A 17141-nucleotide genomic window follows, 5' to 3' on the forward strand; every position below is an offset into this window, starting at 1 on the left:
GCTGCCCGGCGCTGCCCGCGATCGGTTCCGGCAACCTGTGCCCGTAGCAGCGCCGCGACCGCACCCGCGGTCGGATGGTCGAAGATGAGTGTCTTCGGCAGCGGCACACCGGTGGCCCGGATCAGTCGGTTCCGCAGCTCCACCCCGCTGACGGAGTCGAAGCCGAACTCGGTGAACGGCAGGTCGGGGTGAATCGATCGGGCCGACTCGTGGCCGAGTACGGCAGCGGCGTGCGCACGAACAATGTCGAGAACCACTGTGTCGCGCTGATATTCGGCCGTGTCCAGCAGTAGGTGCGCCAGCGGAGTGTCGTCCCGCGCTCCGGCCTGTGCACCGGCATCGGAAATGTGATCATCGGTTGGCGCGACGACATCGGTGACCCCCGTGACGCCACCAACAGTGACCGGCGCCCAGAAGTTACGGCGCTGGAACGCATATGGCGGCAGGTCGACCCGCGCCCCACCGGAGATCAGCGCGCGCGGATCCACCCGCACACCGGCGCAATGGGCCTGTGCCAACGATGCCAGGAACCGTTCCGGTCCGCCCTGACCGCGCCGCAGCGACCCGACAACAGCCACGTCCTCGGTCGCACCGACCGCCTCGGCGGTTGCCCCGATGCTCATGGCGACCACCGGATGCGGACTCACCTCGACGAATCCGGTGATCCCGTCCCCGATCAGCGCCGTAACGGCCTCGGCGAATCGGACCGGAACCCGCAACGACCGATACCAGTATTCGGCGTCCAGTTCCGCCGTATCCAACCGATCGGCGAACACGGTGGAAAAGAACGGGACCGTCCCGGATTGCGGGCGGATCGGCTCCAGCTCGCCGAGCAACCGATCACGAAGCCGCTCGACCGCTTTCGAATGTGACGCGTAATCCACCGGGATCCGGCGGGCCCACACACCGTCGCTGGCGCAGGCGGCGAGAAATTCCTCCATCGCCGGGACATCACCGGCGATCACACTTTGCGCGGGCCCGTTCACCGCTGCCAGCGACAGCCGATCCCCATATGCCGACAATCGTTCCCGGACCGCATCCACGCCGAGTCCGATCGAGGCCATGCCGCCCTGTCCGGCCAGTTCATCGGCGACCGCCCGCGACCGGAGCGCGACCACACGCGCCGCATCGGACAGTGACAGTCCACCGGCAATGTAGGCGGCGGCGATCTCGCCCTGGGAATGACCGATCACCACGTCCGGTTCCACGCCGGCCGCGCGCCACTTCCGGGCCAGTGAAACCATCACCGCGAACAGCACCGGCTGCACCACATCGACGCGATCCAGCGGGGGCGCGTCACCTTCGCCACGCAGCACCGCCGTCAGCGACCAGTCCACGTACGGCGCAAGTGCCGCTTCACATTCCGCGATCGACTCCGCGAATGCCCCACCCGAATCCAGCAGGCCGAGCGCCATGCCCTCCCACTGGCTGCCCTGTCCAGGGAAGACGAACGCGACCCGCCGCGGCTCGGCCCGCTCGGTGGTCGGCTCGATCGGCACGGCGGGCGCGGTCGGGTCGGCCAGCGCCGCCAAGCCCGCCAGCAGTTCCGCTCGATCCCGCCCGACCACGCTGCCGCGCCACTCCATCTGGGCTCGGGTGGCCAGCAGCGAGTAGGCCACATCGGCCACATCCGGTTCCGGATGGCGGAGCAGCCACTCCCGCAGTCTGGCTGCTTGCGCCCGCACACCTTCCTCGCTGCGAGCCGATACCACCCACGGCACCGCACCGGCCACACCGTCCGCCGCGGACGCGGCAGCCCCGACGGCAGGCGCCTGCTCCACGATCACGTGGGCATTGGCGCCGCCCATGCCGAACGAGGACACACCCGCCCTGCGTACGGTGGCCGCTGGCCAATTCTCGGTGCCGGTCACCACTCGTAAACCCAAGTCGTCGAGCGGAATTCGCGGATTCGGCGTCTCGTAGTTGAGGCTGGGGACCAGCTTCTGGTTGGTCAGCGAGAGCACGGTCTTGATGAGCCCCGCGATACCGGCGGCGCCTTCCAGATGCCCGATATTCGTTTTGACCGATCCGACCACCAGCGGCGCATCCTGCGCCCGGCTCGCGCCGTAGGTTTCGCCGAGCGCGGCGGCTTCCACCGGATCACCGGCGGGTGTTCCGGTGCCGTGCAATTCGACGTACTGCACCGACGGTGCCTCGACACCCGCGGCGGTCAGCGCGGAGTTGATCGCCGCCGCCTGCGCATCCCGGCTCGGGGCGGTCAGCACTCGGCGTTCGTTGCCGGTGTTGACCGCACTGCCGCGGATGACGGCATGGATCCGGTCGCCGTCGGAGACCGCCCGCGCCAAGGGTTTCAGCACCACCATGCCGCCGCCCTCGCCGCGCACGAACCCATCGGCCCGCGAGTCGAAGGTGTAACAGGCGCCGAGCGCCGACTGCGCGCCGAACTGCTCGATACGCTCACCGCTGGTCGGCGACAGGATCAGGTTCAGGCCACCGGCCAGGGCAATTTCGCTCTCACCGCTGCGCAGGCTCGCACAGGCCAGGTGCACCGCGACCAGCGAGGATGCCTGGGCACTGTCGACCAGGATGCTCGGGCCGCTGAAACCGAAGTAGTTCGAGATGCGGTTCGCGATGATGCCGCGTCCGACCCCCCATAGTGAGTGGCGGCTGACGCCTGGACCGCCCTGGGAGGCCAGGATTTCGGCGAAATCGCTTCCGGTGCTGCCGAGGAACACACCGCACCGCCGGGCCTCGCGCGCCGTGGCCGCCAGGCCAGCGTCCTCGAGCGCCTCCCAGCTCAACTCGAGTGCCAGCAGCTGTTGCGGATCGATCGCCCGCGCCTCGTTGGGCGAGACGCCGAAGAAGTCCGTGTCGAACTCCCCTACGGTGTCGACGAATCCGGCGCGCTCGGTGATGCTCTCCCGCCCCGGGGGAGCCGTGCCGATCGCGGCGCGCCCCTCGCTGAGCAGCTGCCAGTAACTGTCGAGATCGGCCGCGCCAGGCAGTCTGCAGGACATGCCGACGATAGCGACCTCGAACACCGATCCGGTCACCTCTGAACATCCTTCCCAATGGCAGCTGGGACCCGCCGTAAAACTGTGACGAGTGAGTTTGTTGTCCGTGGCAAAGGAATCAGACGATTCCTGCTTCGGACATAACGGATTTCGACGCGGACGAGACTCAGCGAAGAGCCCTGAATGTTGCGTAGCGTCCGCAAGCGACCTGGAGACCCGAGGAGACGGCGCAGGCTAGGCCCGGACTGGACATGACGTACCGCCGGGCACACCAAAGCAAATGATCAGCAAACGATGCTGAAGACCGATGCGCTACGTGGGCACACCAGATGATCCGGGCGCGCACAAGAGGGGGTGGTGCCCGAAACATCTGACGCGAGATGCATGCACGGCACCTATGCGACAGCCATGTGGATCAGCGCGATGATCCCTCAAATTTTCGAACAGCAGAACACGATTCATCGTACTGAACAGTAATTTGACGATCTTGGCCTTGTCAACCGACCAGTAGCTTCGCAATGGCTACCGCAGCCGAGGACGGGCCGCGGGCTCGATCGAGGAGTGATCACCAATCGGCTCGGCCAGGATTGTGCGGTGTAAAACATTGGTCTCCTCGGGGCGTCGCTACACCAGGAATAGCAGACCTCGCCCGAGTGAACTCTCCAAATATGGGAAGGCGCACCAGTCCGCATTCTGATCATTTGCTACGGCCGGGGCCTCCACGCAGACGCTGTTCGCCAGAGTCGAAAAACAAATCCAATATTGAAGAAGCCGATGGTTTGCGATGCCGACCGGAACGCACTCCTGACCGGGAACGAAAAATGGCCCGGAACAATGTGTTCCGGGCCATTTCCCTAGTAGCGGGGACAGGATTTGAACCTGCGACCTCTGGGTTATGAGCCCAGCGAGCTACCGAGCTGCTCCACCCCGCGTCGGTAGGGATAACGCTACAGCATGGGTCGTGCGCTTACCTAAACGGCAGGTGGGAGGGGGTTGACCGGCGGGTAATCGGGGTCGGGTGCGAGCATGGGGTATGCCGATTGCCACTAGTGCCATTGCCCATGTGCGACTGACAGTTTGCGATATCGATCGGTCGCGGGCGTTCTACGAGAAAGTGTTCGGATGGCCGGTTGCGCTGGAGGTGCCCGCCGATGCGGATGAGGCGACACGCGAGCAGCTCGGGTTCCTGTTCGGCGGAGTGATCTATCGGATGGAGCACGGGATGATCGGGTTGCGGCCGGTCGGCACCGACAGCTTCGACGAGAACCGGGTCGGGCTCGATCATCTCGCGTTTCCGCTGAACTCACTGGCCGAATTGGAGGCTGCCGCAGCCCATCTGGATGCCTGCGGGGTCGCGCGTGAGGATATCAAGGACATCGGGTTCAGCTATATCCTCGAGTTCCGGGATCCGGACAATATCGCATTGGAACTGATCGTCCGCAAGTAGGCTAAGCCGCCTTCGCCACCTTCTGCACCGCGGCCACAAAGAACTGATCGAAGGCCGCCTGGTCGAGCGAATCGTCCAGCGCGGCAACGCGAACCGCGACCGTGATGCCCCGAACCTCGGCGTAGCCCAGGTATGCGTTCTGGGTCAGTGGCTTGTCGCTGGCGTCCGTGGTCGCGGTGCTCGTCGCGTGGTAGGCGATCGCGTTCGTACCCTTCAGGTCTCGAGGCACAGCCTGATCCGTGACGCGCTCCTTCGCGGTGACCTGGTGACCGTCGTAGCTCGCGACCACCTCGACCGAACCGCAGCGCTTGTTGCCGTCGGCGATCCGTTGCAGATCTCCGGTCCGCCCGGAAACGAATTCGACAAAGATTTGGCCCGACTTACCGGTCGCCGCGGAGATGGATGACTGCGCGAGCAGTTCCTTGGTCACCGCTCCGAGATCCTGCTGCGTGGAACCACACTCCGCCGGGGTGAAGGTGGCGTTCTGCTGGGTTGCGGTGAGGTCGCCGACCGTGGACTGCAGCTGCTCCGGTGGCAGGTCGAGTTTCTTCGTGCCCGCGGGGAATTCCTCCTGGGTCAGCACCAACTGTTCGCGAGGTGTGCTGGGGGCCGCGGACTTCCCATGCTCCGCCGAGTCGTGCTCGCTGCCACAGCCCGCGACGAGCACCGCGCCCGCCGCCATTGCCACTGCCCACCGTGCGTTACGCAATTCGATCATGGGGTGATCATGTCAGCTGCCGCCGCGAGCACCCACCTGCGGAAGGTATTTCAGAGCTCGGTGATCCGGGTGCGGTGCCGCTGCTGCAGCTCGCGCGAGCGACGCAGATAGTCGAGGACGATGCGCAGTTCCGCGGCGCTGTAGCGCGATACCTCGCCCGCACCCTCCTCCGCGATCGGCCCGTAGATCCGCATGACCTTGGCCATCGCGGTGTCGGTAATGCGGATGACGACCTTGCGGCGATCCCCCGGTTCGGGTTGCCGGACGACGTAGTCGAGTTTGGCGAGACGATCCAGCATGGTGGTCACGCTGCCGCTGGTCAGCCCCAGTTCGGCGGCGAGGGCGCCGGGGGTCGATGCGCCGTGCCACAGGATTTCCAGGCAGCGCAGATCGGTGCGGTTGACGCCGAGATTGGTTGCGGCGGCCTGGTCCACAGCATCGACCGCGGCCTGTAGTGCCTGCGCTTCCCGACCGACCTCGGCACGCAGTTCCGCCAGCTCCGACTTTTCTCTTGACATTCAAGCCTCTTGATCGTCAAACTAAATATGTCTTGATAATCAAGATACAGCAGAACCAAGAGAGATCTCGGGAGAAACCCATGAGGAAGGCACTGATCATCGGCGGCGGGATCGCCGGACCGGTCACCGCGATGGCATTGCAGCGGGCGGGGCTGGAGCCGATCGTGTGCGAGGCACACGCGGAGGCGGCAGCCGAGCAGATCGGCGCGTATCTGACCGTGGCGGTGAACGGACTGTCGGCGCTGGCGCTGCTGGACGCACATCATGTGGTGACCGAGATCGGGCACCCGACCGCCACCCTGTCCTTCGCGACCAGCGGCGGCAAACACATCACCGATATGCCGATCGGCGGCACACTGCCCGACGGCACCGTCACGCACAGCATCAAGCGGCGCGATATGTATCGAGCGCTGAATGCCGAGGCGACCCGGCGCGGTGTGCGGTTCGAGTACAACAAGCGACTGGTGGACGCGGTATCGACCGAAGGCGGCGTCCGTGCGACCTTCGCCGACGGCACCACGATGGACGCCGACCTACTGATCGGTGCCGATGGAATCCGTTCCCGCACCAGGGAAATCATCGACCCCGCCGCACCGAAGGCGCACTTCCTCGGCATCTACGGGCTCGGCGGATTCGTCACCGATCCGGCGCTGCACAGCGAACTCGGATTGCGGCCCGGCGTGTACAGCATGATCTTCGGCAAGAAGGCGTTCTTCGGCTATTTCGTCGCACCGGACGGCGAGATCTGGTGGTTCGCCAATATGCCTCGGACGCAGGAACTTTCATCAGTCGAGCCGGTGGACTGGCGAGCCCGGCTCGTCGAATCGCTGTCGGCGGATCGCGGCCCGGCCGCCCGAATCGTGGCCGCCACACCGGATGACACGTTCGTCCCCGCCTTCAATCAGTACGACATGCCGACGGTCACCAAGTGGCACAACGACAATATGGTCATTGTCGGTGATGCCGCGCACGCCGTGGCGTCCTCCTCCGGCCAGGGCGTGTCCATGGCGGTGGAAGACGCCGTGACGCTGGCGATCTGCCTGCGCGATATCCCCGATACCGCCGCGGCATTGGCCGCCTTCGAGGACCGCCGCCGCGAGCGCGTCGAGAAGGTGGTCGCCTATGGCGCGGAAACCACCAGCGACAAGGCATCCAATGGACTCGCTCGGTTACTGGTCCGCCTACTCACGCCCTACTTCCTCCGCAAAGCCGCCAAAGCCGGTGTCGCCCCGCTCAACTGGATGTTCGACCACCGAATCGACTGGGCACCCCAGCCGGTGCCCCGCTGACGCACAACCTGTGAGCACCCCGCATAGGGTGCCCGGTATGCGAGGTCCCCACTGGATATGCGAGAGCCGCGGCTCAGCGGGTAACCGTGAGCCGGACGGCCGAGCGCGGGGTCGGAGCCAGCGTCTTGTGCAGACTGGTGCGCATGGTCGTGGCCGAGTCGAGCAGGTAGTTCTGCCGCACCTTCCACGGATGCCGATCACCTTGACGCGGGAAGTCGCCGATCGAGCGCTGAATGTAGCCGGAGGCCAGATCCAGCAGCGGATGCTCGCCGAGCTTGCCCTCCGGCTTCGGCACCACGGCCGCATAGTCATTGCGGTCCAAGTGGTTGATGACCTTGCAGACCAACCGTGAGGTCAGATCGGCACGCAACGTCCATGAGGCATTCGTATACCCGATACAGACCGCGAAATTCGGTACACCGGTGAGCATCGCCCCCTGCCAGACGAATTGCTCCGACAGATTCACCGTCTCGCCATCGACCCGCGGCGCAATACCGCCGAAGGCGAGCAATTGCAGCCCGGTGGCGGTGACCACGATATCCGCCTGCAGAATTCGACCGGACTTCAGCCGAATTCCTTCGGGCACAAAGGCTTCGATGTGATCGGTGACGACGTGGGCCTTACCCTTCTTCATCGCTTTGAAGAAATCGGCATCGGGTACGGCGCACAGCCGCTGATCCCACGGGTCGTACTTCGGTGTGAAGTGTTCGGCAACGGCCTTCTCATCCTTCAGGATTCGCGTCGTCAGTCCGGTGAGCAGCTTGCGCGCGGCCTCCGGACGACGACGGCAGTACTGATAGAAACCGATGCCGAACAGGATGTTCTTGGTGCGGATCACCCGGTGCGCCAGCTGCGGCGGCAGCAATTCGCGGATCTTGTCGGCCTGCTTGTCCCGACCGGGAACGGCGCTGATCCAGGTCGGCGAGCGCTGCAGCATCGTCACCGACTCGGCCTGATCGGCCATCGCGGGCACCAACGTGACCGCCGTCGCACCACTGCCGATGACCACGACGCGCTTGCCCGCGTAGTCGAGATCCTCGGGCCAGAACTGCGGATGCACGACCTGCCCGGCGAAGGAGTCGATGCCCGGAAATTCCGGGGAGTGGCCCTGGTCGTAGTTGTAGTACCCGGCGCAGGCATAGAGGAAATTGCAGGTCAACGTGCGTTGCGTGATATTACCGGCGCCATCGCGCTGCTCGAGGGTCAGTGTCCAGCGCGCCGATGCGGTGGACCAGTCGGCCCCGACCACCTTGGCGCCGTAGCGGATGTGCCGGTCGATGCCGAATTCCGCGGCGGTCTCCTCGACGTAGCGCAGGATTGACGGACCGTCGGCGATCGACTTCGCGTCCCGCCACGGCTTGAACGGATAGCCGAGGGTGAACATATCCGAATCCGAGCGAATTCCCGGATAGCGGAACAGATCCCACGTCCCACCCAGTGATTCGCGCGCCTCCAGCACGGCATAGGTTCGGCCCGGGCATTCGGTCTGCAGCCGATACGCTGCGCCGATGCCGGACAACCCGGCGCCGACGATTACGACGTCGAGGTGTTCCGGAACTACGGCGGTCTCGGGGCCGCCCGTCTCCGGGCCGCTACCCTTCATCGAATCGCTGCGCGACGCTGCCTGCATAGTCCCAGTCTGCGAGGGCAGTCGACCCAATTCTTGACTTTGCGCGACAAGTATTTGATTCTGAGCGACATGTCGGTGATTCGGTCCGCGGGATTGCGCGGATTTCGCGCGACGGTGGCCGAGCTGGGCGGGAACGCCGAGGAGTTCGCCACGGCCGTCGGGCTGCCGATCGCCGCCCTCGATGCCGACGATCTGCTGGTGCCGGATCAGGCGGTCGCCGCGGCGCTGGAGCTGGCCGCGCAGCGGCTCGAATGCCCCGACCTCGGCCTGCGCATTTCGCACCGACAAGATCTGGATATGCTCGGCCCGCTGGCCCTGGCCATCCGGAACTCGCCGACCCTCGCCGATGCCCTCGAATGCTGCTCGCGCTACCTGTTCCTACACGCCCGGTCGCTCAGCCTGACGCTCGAACCCGACCCGTATGGCGATCGCAGCGTGACCGCCTTGCGCTATGGCGTCCAGCCCGGCGGGCCGACACCGGTCCAGGGCACCGATCTCGGACTCGCCTTCGTGCACCGCACATTTCAACGGCTGGTAGACGTGCGCTACGGACTGCGCTCGGTCGAACTGCCGTATCGACCGGCCGCGCCGATCCGGATCTATGAGGAGTTCTTCGGCGCACCCGTGCGGATCGAGCGTGCCGCGGCGGCGTTGCGCGTGCCGATCAGCCTGGCGAACCGGCCGCTGAGCGGCGGCGACGAGAATCTGCATCGGTTGGCCATGGCATTCCTGGCCGAACAGTCCGGCGGCGCGGATGCCGCCATCGCACCCAAGGTCCGTGCCGCCGTACAACAATTACTGGGAACTTCCCCGCCGGAGATCACCGCCGTGGCAAGGCTTTTGACAATCCATCCGCGCACCCTGCAACGTCGCCTCGCCGCCGAGGACACCTCCTTCGCCGCCATCCTGGATACCGTCCGGCGCGACGAGACCCGCCGCTACCTGACCACCACCGATATGCCGATGAGTCAGGTCGCCTCACTGATCGGACTGTCCGAACAGGCCACCTTCACCCGATGCTGCCGAAGGTGGTGGGGCACAACACCTACCGCCATTCGCCGGGAAGGCGTGCAGCACCGGCTACCGCAATAGGCCAACCGCCTCTTTCGCTGCCTCGGCGACCAATGCGTTGTCCGCCTTGGCATCTGGGCTGGCGTGGGTGGTCAGTACCGCGATCACGATCGGCGCGGCGCTGGCGGCGGGCCAGGTGACGGCGACATCGTCGGCCGAGCCGTAGTCGCCGGTTCCGGTCTTGTCGCCGGTCCGCCAATCACTGGGCAGACCAGCGCGAATGCGAGTACCGCCGGTGGTGGTGGCGATCAGCCACGCCGTAAGCTGCGCTCGCTCCGGCGCGGCGAGTGCGTCGCCGACCGTCAGCGCCCGATAGTCCGCCGCGATCGCCGCGGGCGTTGTGGTATCCCGCTCGTCGCCGGGGATGGCGGTATTGAGCTGCGGCTCCCAGCGGTCCAGTCGGGAGATCTGATCGCCGATGGACCGCAGGAACTGCGTCAGCGCCTGCGGTCCGCCGAGAAGTTTCAGCAGCTCATTGCCCGCGGCATTATCGCTGCGGGTAATGGCCGCATCGCACAGTTCCGTCACCGACATACCGCTATCGATCCGGGTGCCGGTGACCGCCGAACCACCCGCGGCCGCCACATCCGCCTCGGTGAAATGAATGATCTGATCGAAATACCCTGTGGCGAGGGGATGTTCGCGCAGTAGCGCGGCGCACGCGAGTGTCTTGAATGTCGACATCATCGCGAACCGCTCGTCCTGACGAAAGCCGACGGTCTTTCCCGAACCGGTATCGACGGCGAAGACGCCGAGCCTGGCCTGATGCTGCTGCTCGATACCGGCCAACTGGCCCACCGGGTTCGGTGCCGGGTCCGGATTCTTCGACTCGGTCCCACATGCGCCGAGCAGCACCGCTGTCACCAGAAAGAGCCCGATACGAGCCCCGCGTCTACCGATCTTTGTCATGGCGACACGACAGCACAATGCAGATCCGCCTGTCCAAGACCGACGTGGCCGAAAGCCGATATCGGAACCGATATCGCCGCAGCGTAGCGCACCAACAGTGGGCTCGGCGGCACCGAAAATCAGGTACCGGTCACCCGCGGCACCGCCTTACACGCAGTGTCCGTTCGGCCAGCGCCCGGAAGGCATCGGCGGTCCGGTCGGGCCGCAACCGCGCTAGCAGCGATCGATGAACGCCGGATAGTCAAGGAATGAACGAGCCGTTCGGCGGATGCGCGCGTAAGCTCCCGGGTCCGGGAGGTCGGGTCAGTGCAGTTTTCCGTTTTGGGCGAGGTCTGCGGGTGGCGTGGGGAGACGCCGCTCGAATTGGGACCTCCGCAACGTCGCGCGGTACTGGCCGCGCTGTTGCTGCGTGCCGGAAAGTCGGTCACCGCAGCGGAATTGGTGGAGGGGATCTGGGGCGAGGATCCGGTGCCGCGCGCCATCGCCGCGCTGCGCACCCATGTCGCGCAATTGCGGCGGGTGCTGGAACCGGATCGGATTTCGCGCGCACCGTCGACGGTGCTGGTCTCGGTCGGTGACGGTTACGCATTGCGGATCCCGCCGGGCTCGACCGATATCGAAGAGGTCGAGGCACTGGTGGCCACGGCCGAACGGGTGCGCGGCGAGTCACCGGACGCGGCACGCGCGGCATTGGTCGACGCACTCGCCCGCTGGCGTGGTCCCGCGCTGAGCGGATTGGCCGGACCGTTCGCCGAACGCCACCGCACCCGCCTCGAACAGTGGCACCTGGCGATTCTCGAGGACCGGCTGGCCCTCGATATCGAGGTCGGCCGCGCCGCCGACGCGGTCGGCGAACTGGGTCCGCTGATCGATGAGCATCCATTGCGCGAACGGTTCCGCGCGCTGCTCATGGCCGCGCTGTATCACTGCGGCCGCCAAGCCGAAGCGTTGGAAGTGTTCGCGCGGGCCCGCCGCGATCTGGTGGACGGAATCGGCGTCGAACCCGGTCCGGAGCTGACCGCGATGCACGAACGCATCCTGCGCGCCGAAATGCCGACACCGCGACAGAACGGCTACGGCCCGGAGCCGGTCGTGCCCGCGCAATTGCCGCCGGATATCGCCGATTTCACCGGCCGTGAACAACTCGTGCAGCGCATTGCCGAGCAATTGACCGGCGGCGGCAGTGCGGTCGCCATCTGCGCGGTCGGCGGCATGGGCGGTGTCGGCAAGACCACATTGGCCCTGCATGTGGCTCACCACGTGCGCGATCGCTTCCCGGACGGACAGCTGTATGTGAACCTGCGCGGCGTCGATCCGGTGCCGACCTCACCCGGCGACGCGCTCGGCGGATTCCTGCGCGCACTCGGCATCGCGGAGGGCGAGATTCCGGGCGCCGTCGACGATCGCGCTGCCGAACTGCGCACCCGCCTATCCGGTAAGCGCATGCTGATCGTGCTCGACAATGCCCGTGACAGTGCGCAATTGACGCCGCTGCTCGCGGGCACGCCAGGCACCGCGGTGCTGATCACCAGTCGTTCGGCGCTGACCGAGATGCCCGCCGTACGCCGCACCCGCCTCGACGTGCTGGAGCGCGACGAGGCCATGGCACTGCTGATCCGCATCCTCGGCCCGGAACGCGTCGCGGCCGAGGAAGGCGCGGCACGGCAGGTCGTCGCGCTGTGCGGATGCCTGCCGTTGGCGGTACGCATTGTCGGAGCTCGACTTGCGGTGCGGCCGCAGTGGACGATCGGATCGTTCGCGGCGCGACTGGCCGACGAGAAGGGTCGGCTGGCGGTGCTGGAAACCGGCGAACTCGGCGTCGAGGCCGCATTCCGGCTGGGCTATGGACAGCTGAATGAACAGCAGGCCAAGGCATTTCGCACACTCGCACTCGTCGACTTCCCGGATCTGCCGGTAGACGGCGTGGCCGCGGTGCTCGGCATCGCGGAATCCGAGGCCGAGCGAATCTGTGAATCACTGGTCGATCTGAGCCTGCTCGAGACCACGGTGCCCGGCCGCTACCGATTCCACGATCTGCTGCGCTTGTTCGCCCAGAGCGTCGCCGACGAGGACGAGTCGGCGGTGCTGGTCCGGCTGCTCGACTACTACCTCGCGGGTGCGAAGAACCTGTTGAGCGCCATCGACTACAGCAACACCACGCGCCTGTTGATCCCGACCACGGTGCCGGGGCGGCGGTTCGCCAACGGCGCCGAGGGACAGGTTTGGAACGACATCGAACGGCCGGTCGTGATCGCGCTGCACCGGCAGGCCGCCCGGGTCGGTGGCCGCGCACTGCAGGTGGCGGCGGATCTGGCCTGGGTGATGGCCGAACTGATGGACGCGGGCACCCGCGCCAGGGAACTGTCCGAAGCTCTGACGGCCCTGCTGGACACCGCGATTCTCGAATCGCACGCGAGCGAACGCCGCATCCGGGTCGCCCTCGGGGCGCTGCTGCAGGTCGGGCTCGGCGAGGTCGAGGCGAGTCTGAAGTATCTCGACGCCGGGGCCGATCCACCAACGGACGACGTCGATCGCCGGATCGCGGTGCTCTCGGAGGTCCTGCTCGGCATCGCCGATCGACGACTCGGCGAGGTCGAAACCTCACGTCGGCATTTCGAGAATGCGATGCGCTTCGCCAGTGAACTCGGCGACCGGTCGATGCAGGCCTGGTGTCTGGCCTTGGTCATCCGAACCTATTGTGAGGCAGGGCGATACGACGAGGCGGTCGATATCGCGGGTCGGGCCATCGCGTTGGCGCGGGCGTCGTCGAATCCGGTGGCACTCGGTTGGGCGACCCACGAATTGGCGGCCACGCTATCGATGCGTGACGAACACGAGCGGGCACTCGAGCTCGGCCACGATGCCGTAAGGATCGCGCAGCGCAATGGGGTTCGACTCTGGGAGGGTTGGGCGCGAACCAGATTGGCGCAGATCCAACTGCGCGCGGGCAATGTGGCGGATGCGGAAAGCCAAGCCGCACGAGCGGTTCGGTTGCTCACCAAGGCGGCCGACCCGATCGATCGGGCGCGTGCGCTGGCACTGCACGCGAGCGCGTTGGCCGCACAGGGACGCACCGGTCCGGCCGCGACGGAGTTCGGCGAGGCGGCCGAAATCTTCCGACGCGCGGGTCTGGCGCCACCCACCATCGACCGGCTGTTCAGTGCCGCGCCGAGCGCCGATATCGCGGATTAGGCGGCGTTTATCCAACGTTTATCGGGCACTGATGGTTGCCTGGAATTCTCTGGGTCGATGCGATCGCCGTCGTGGGTGTCACCGTGCTGGCGCGCTGTATACCGACTTGTGTACGAGGGGTACACAAGTCGTATCGACATGTCCGACCGCGGTTCTCCTGATCGATAGGTTCACCCGATCGCGGACGTCGCATCGACAGCGGCTGCGGGCCCGCCGGGTCCGGTCCACGCAGTCCGCGCACGCCGTGGTCGCCCCGGCAGCACCGGTTGCCGGTGCGCCCGGTTCATCGACTATCTGAAAGAACCCCGAGTCGCAAACGCAGGTCTGACGAGTCCGTGACATGCCGGCCCAACTCCTTGTCGCGGCCCCCGGACCAGCACACACTTCGGAGATGACAACCTTCGACGACCTTCGGGCGCTGTATATCAACTGCACGCTCAAGCGCTCCCCCGAGACGAGCAACACACAGGGCCTGATCGATGTCAGCGCCCAGATCATGGCGAAGAACGGCGTCCAGGTTTCGCATATCCGCGCCGTCGATCACGACATCGCGACCGGAGTCTGGCCGGATATGACCGAGCACGGCTGGGCCACCGACGAATGGCCCGCGCTGCAGCGACAGGTGATGAACGCCGACATCCTGGTGCTGGCCGGACCCATCTGGCTCGGTGACAACAGTTCGGTCACCAAACAGGTGATCGAGCGACTGTACGGCAATTCGTCGATCCTCAACGAGCGCGGCCAGTACGCCTACTACGGCCGGGTCGGCGGCTGTCTGATCACCGGTAACGAGGACGGCGTCAAACATTGCGCGATGAATATCCTCTACAGCCTCCAGCACCTCGGCTACACGATTCCGCCGCAGGCCGATGCCGGTTGGATCGGCGAGGCCGGACCCGGACCGTCATATCTGGATCCGGGCTCGGGCGGTCCGGAAAACGATTTCACCAACCGCAATACGACCTTCATGACCTGGAACCTGCTGCATTTGGCCCGGATGCTGAAGGACAACAGCGGGATACCCGCGCACGGCAACCAGCGCTCCGAATGGGATGCGGGCTGCCGGTTCGATTTCGAGAATCCCGAACATCGTTAGGGCGCAGCCGGTTCGGGCATGGTCGCCGGGAATCCACATGCGGTGACCAGATTCGCGTCAGCGAAGGCGGCGATGCGGGTGATCGCTCGGTCGGTGGTGGTGAGCACCGCGAGTCCGAAAGCCCGATAGCCGCCGCCTGTTTACCGGAGAGCGTAGATAGGTCTCCTGGACCAGGTCTTCGGCGTCGTCGGGTGAGCCGAGCATCCGGTAGCAGTGCGCGAGCAATTCGCGCCGATACGGCTGGGTGCGGCGATCGAATTCGATATGCGCGGTGCTCGCCTGCGTCATCGGCGGATCCTTCGCCGGAACCGGAGGCCGAGCGGCTGATCGTGCGGCTCACGCCCGAGAAGCTCTACGCCTTCCCGCCGTCCTGATCGGCGGTCACCCTGTGCTGGTTCGGTTTTCGCGATCACCGGCCATACCGATCCGACCTGACGATGGTGGCGCTGGCAGTTCGGCTAGCTGATACTTTGCGGACTTTCGCATAGTCTGCGGCGTATGGACAACACGCCCGGTTCGCCGCACCCGCATGAACCGCATCGCGAGGGTCTGGCGTCGAGGCTGAACTGGTTGCGCGCGGGCGTACTCGGGGCGAACGACGGCATCGTGTCGACCGCGGGGCTGGTTGTCGGTGTCGCCGCGGCGACGACCAGTGCCTCGGCCATTTTCACCGCGGGGATCGCCGGACTCACCGCGGGTGCGATCTCCATGGCCGTCGGCGAATACGTTTCGGTGAGCGCACAGCGCGATTCCGAGCGGGCGCTATTGGCCAAGGAACGCACCGAACTCAGCGAAGAACCCGAATACGAGCTTGCCGAACTTGCCGATATCTATCAGTCGAAGGGTCTGACACCGGAGACGGCGCGCAAGGTGGCCGAGGAGTTGACCGCGCACGATGCCTTCCTCGCCCACGCCGAGGCCGAATTGGGCCTGGATCCACGTGAGTTGACCAATCCGTGGGCGGCGGCCGTCTCCTCGGCGGTCTCGTTCACCCTGGGTGCGCTGCTTCCGCTGTTGGCGATCATCCTGCCGCCGACCACGGCTCGCATTCCGGTGACATTCGGGTCGGTACTGATCGCGCTGGCGATCACGGGGTCGGTCAGCGCCCGGCTCGGCGGTAGTAATCGCGCACGCGCGGTGTTGCGGGTCGTGATCGGTGGTGCGCTGGCAATGGCGATCACCTATGGCATCGGTCAATTGGCGGATATCGCCGGGATATGAGAACGGGCCGAAGGAAACCCTCGGCCCGTCCTTCGCTCAGCGCGGCGGCGTCAGTAATAGTGTCGCCGACCGCCGACCGGGCGCCCCACCGACCCGACGAGTGCGAGGATCGCACCGATGAGCAACAAAATGATTCCGGCTGTGGTGAGCAGACCGATGCCGAGCAGATATCCGACAATGAGCAGTATCAAGCCGAGGACGATCATCGTTCTTTCCTTTACTTGGTCGTCTTGACCGTTGTGCGGCCGGATGTTTCGACCGGCGCCGACCCGCTGGGCTGGCGCATGAACCGATTCAGGCTCCACACCGGCTTACCGCCCTTCGGCGGGGTGACCTGCGCGGGATCGGTCGCGGGTGGTTTCGTGGCGGGCGGTGCTTCCGCCGCCGGTGGCGTGCTTCGACGCTGATCGGCCTTGGCCGCCTTTTCCTGTGCCGCCAACTCCCGGCGCGACTGCCGCAGATCGCGCCGTGCGGCGCTGCTGCGACGGGAACTACGCCAGAGGCCCGCGAGCAGCAGGCTCAAGCCGAGCATCCCGATCGCCCCGATCGCGATCCCGTAGAGGAAAAGTTCCCCCGCGGAGACGCTGAAGTGATAGTCGAATACTCCGAAATCGCCCGGTGACGTACGAACTTCGCCCGTATTGGCCGCCACACCGGCAACGCCGATAATTACCGCGCCGATGAGAACGACGAGCCCGATGATAATGATCATGACAATCCCGTTGCGCTGGTTGATATTACCTTCTGGCTATGCCCGGTAATTCCGAAATCAAACACCTCGGCGGCGCGGCGTTTGAAAACCGCCGATTCGGCTATGTGCCGAACCGAAGACAGTCACCTACCAGGAGGTCGTGATGACCTATACCTTTGATATGACCGATTACTCGGACGAGCGCGCCGTCGTCGCCGAACGCGCGCTCTACAACCTCGGCGGTGTGCAATCGGTCGATGTCGACCGCACCTCGGAAACCATCACCGTCAATTCCACCCTTTCCTATGGTGAGGTACTCGACGCGATCCGCTCGGCGGGCGTCGGCGCGAAGTAGCCGCCCGCGCGGACGCACCGCCGTCCGAT

General features: G+C 65.7%; 14 protein-coding genes, 1 tRNA gene and 1 pseudogene. 7 read left to right on the forward strand and 9 right to left on the reverse strand.

Going from position 1 to position 17141, the window contains the following annotated elements; genetic code table 11:
- Positions 1-56 precede the first annotated feature (56 nt).
- Positions 57-3014: pseudogene (locus ACQP1T_RS32895) on the reverse strand (type I polyketide synthase); the annotation flags it as partial.
- 819 nt (positions 3015-3833) lie between these two features.
- Positions 3834-3907 (reverse strand) — tRNA-Met (locus tag ACQP1T_RS32900).
- A 101-nt stretch (positions 3908-4008) separates the two neighbouring features.
- Between ACQP1T_RS32900 and ACQP1T_RS32905 the strand changes: the two genes are divergently transcribed.
- Positions 4009-4422, forward strand: a complete 414-nt coding sequence (locus ACQP1T_RS32905) for a VOC family protein (RefSeq protein WP_433756915.1) — start codon at positions 4009-4011, stop codon at positions 4420-4422.
- A gap of 1 nt (position 4423) precedes the next feature.
- On the opposite strand, the gene ACQP1T_RS32910 is transcribed toward ACQP1T_RS32905, so the two are convergent.
- Both ACQP1T_RS32910 and ACQP1T_RS32915 read right to left on the reverse strand, forming a co-directional pair.
- Complete coding sequence (locus ACQP1T_RS32910; RefSeq protein WP_433756916.1) at positions 4424-5140, reverse strand: hypothetical protein; 717 nt, start codon at positions 5138-5140, stop codon at positions 4424-4426.
- 50 nt (positions 5141-5190) lie between these two features.
- Positions 5191-5658, reverse strand: a complete 468-nt coding sequence (locus tag ACQP1T_RS32915) for a MarR family winged helix-turn-helix transcriptional regulator (protein ID WP_433756917.1) — start codon at positions 5656-5658, stop codon at positions 5191-5193.
- Positions 5659-5738: 80 nt separating this feature from the next.
- Between ACQP1T_RS32915 and ACQP1T_RS32920 the strand changes: the two genes are divergently transcribed.
- Positions 5739-6947 carry an FAD-dependent oxidoreductase gene (locus tag ACQP1T_RS32920; RefSeq protein WP_433756918.1) on the forward strand — a complete coding sequence of 403 codons (1209 nt, stop codon included), beginning with the start codon at positions 5739-5741 and terminating at the stop codon, positions 6945-6947.
- A gap of 73 nt (positions 6948-7020) precedes the next feature.
- Here the strand turns inward: ACQP1T_RS32920 and ACQP1T_RS32925 are convergent, their stop codons facing one another.
- The gene (locus tag ACQP1T_RS32925) at positions 7021-8550 is read right to left on the reverse strand and encodes a flavin-containing monooxygenase (RefSeq protein WP_433762454.1); all 1530 of its coding nucleotides are present in this window, start codon (positions 8548-8550) and stop codon (positions 7021-7023) included.
- A gap of 96 nt (positions 8551-8646) precedes the next feature.
- Between ACQP1T_RS32925 and ACQP1T_RS32930 the strand changes: the two genes are divergently transcribed.
- Positions 8647-9669 (forward strand): AraC family transcriptional regulator, encoded by a 1023-nt coding sequence (locus ACQP1T_RS32930; RefSeq protein ID WP_433756919.1) that lies wholly within the window; start codon positions 8647-8649, stop codon positions 9667-9669.
- Here the strand turns inward: ACQP1T_RS32930 and bla are convergent.
- Positions 9658-10557 (reverse strand): class A beta-lactamase, encoded by a 900-nt coding sequence (gene bla / locus ACQP1T_RS32935; RefSeq protein ID WP_433756920.1) that lies wholly within the window; start codon positions 10555-10557, stop codon positions 9658-9660. The two genes, ACQP1T_RS32930 and bla, sit on opposite strands and share 12 nt — an antisense overlap.
- A 306-nt stretch (positions 10558-10863) precedes the next feature.
- On the opposite strand from bla, the gene ACQP1T_RS32940 reads away from it, so the two are divergent.
- Both ACQP1T_RS32940 and ACQP1T_RS32945 read left to right on the forward strand, forming a co-directional pair.
- The gene (locus ACQP1T_RS32940; protein ID WP_433756921.1) at positions 10864-13749 is read left to right on the forward strand and encodes a BTAD domain-containing putative transcriptional regulator; all 2886 of its coding nucleotides are present in this window, start codon (positions 10864-10866) and stop codon (positions 13747-13749) included.
- A gap of 391 nt (positions 13750-14140) precedes the next feature.
- A complete protein-coding gene (locus ACQP1T_RS32945) occupies positions 14141-14845 on the forward strand; it encodes a flavodoxin family protein (protein ID WP_433756922.1) in 705 nt (234 codons plus the stop codon).
- A 57-nt stretch (positions 14846-14902) separates the two neighbouring features.
- Here ACQP1T_RS32945 and ACQP1T_RS32950 read toward each other — a convergent pair whose 3' ends face one another.
- Entirely contained in the window at positions 14903-15133 is a 231-nt protein-coding gene (locus tag ACQP1T_RS32950; RefSeq protein ID WP_433756923.1) for a sigma factor, read from the reverse strand.
- Between the two features lie 210 nt (positions 15134-15343).
- Here ACQP1T_RS32950 and ACQP1T_RS32955 point away from each other — a divergent pair, with 210 nt between their 5' ends.
- Positions 15344-16066, forward strand: coding sequence for a VIT1/CCC1 transporter family protein (locus ACQP1T_RS32955; RefSeq protein ID WP_433756924.1), 723 nt, complete (start codon positions 15344-15346; stop codon positions 16064-16066).
- Between the two features lie 50 nt (positions 16067-16116).
- Here the strand turns inward: ACQP1T_RS32955 and ACQP1T_RS32960 are convergent, their stop codons facing one another.
- Both ACQP1T_RS32960 and ACQP1T_RS32965 read right to left on the reverse strand, forming a co-directional pair.
- A complete protein-coding gene (locus ACQP1T_RS32960) occupies positions 16117-16272 on the reverse strand; it encodes a DUF6131 family protein (RefSeq protein WP_169811366.1) in 156 nt (51 codons plus the stop codon).
- An 11-nt stretch (positions 16273-16283) separates the two neighbouring features.
- Positions 16284-16778: a hypothetical protein gene (locus ACQP1T_RS32965; protein WP_433756925.1), complete on the reverse strand. Its 495-nt coding sequence runs from the start codon at positions 16776-16778 to the stop codon at positions 16284-16286.
- Between the two features lie 142 nt (positions 16779-16920).
- Between ACQP1T_RS32965 and ACQP1T_RS32970 the strand changes: the two genes are divergently transcribed.
- Entirely contained in the window at positions 16921-17112 is a 192-nt protein-coding gene (locus ACQP1T_RS32970; RefSeq protein ID WP_062990687.1) for a heavy-metal-associated domain-containing protein, read from the forward strand.
- Positions 17113-17141 lie beyond the last annotated feature (29 nt).

This window comes from Nocardia sp. CA-135398 (assembly GCF_050955845.1).
Lineage (GTDB): Bacteria > Actinomycetota > Actinomycetes > Mycobacteriales > Mycobacteriaceae > Nocardia.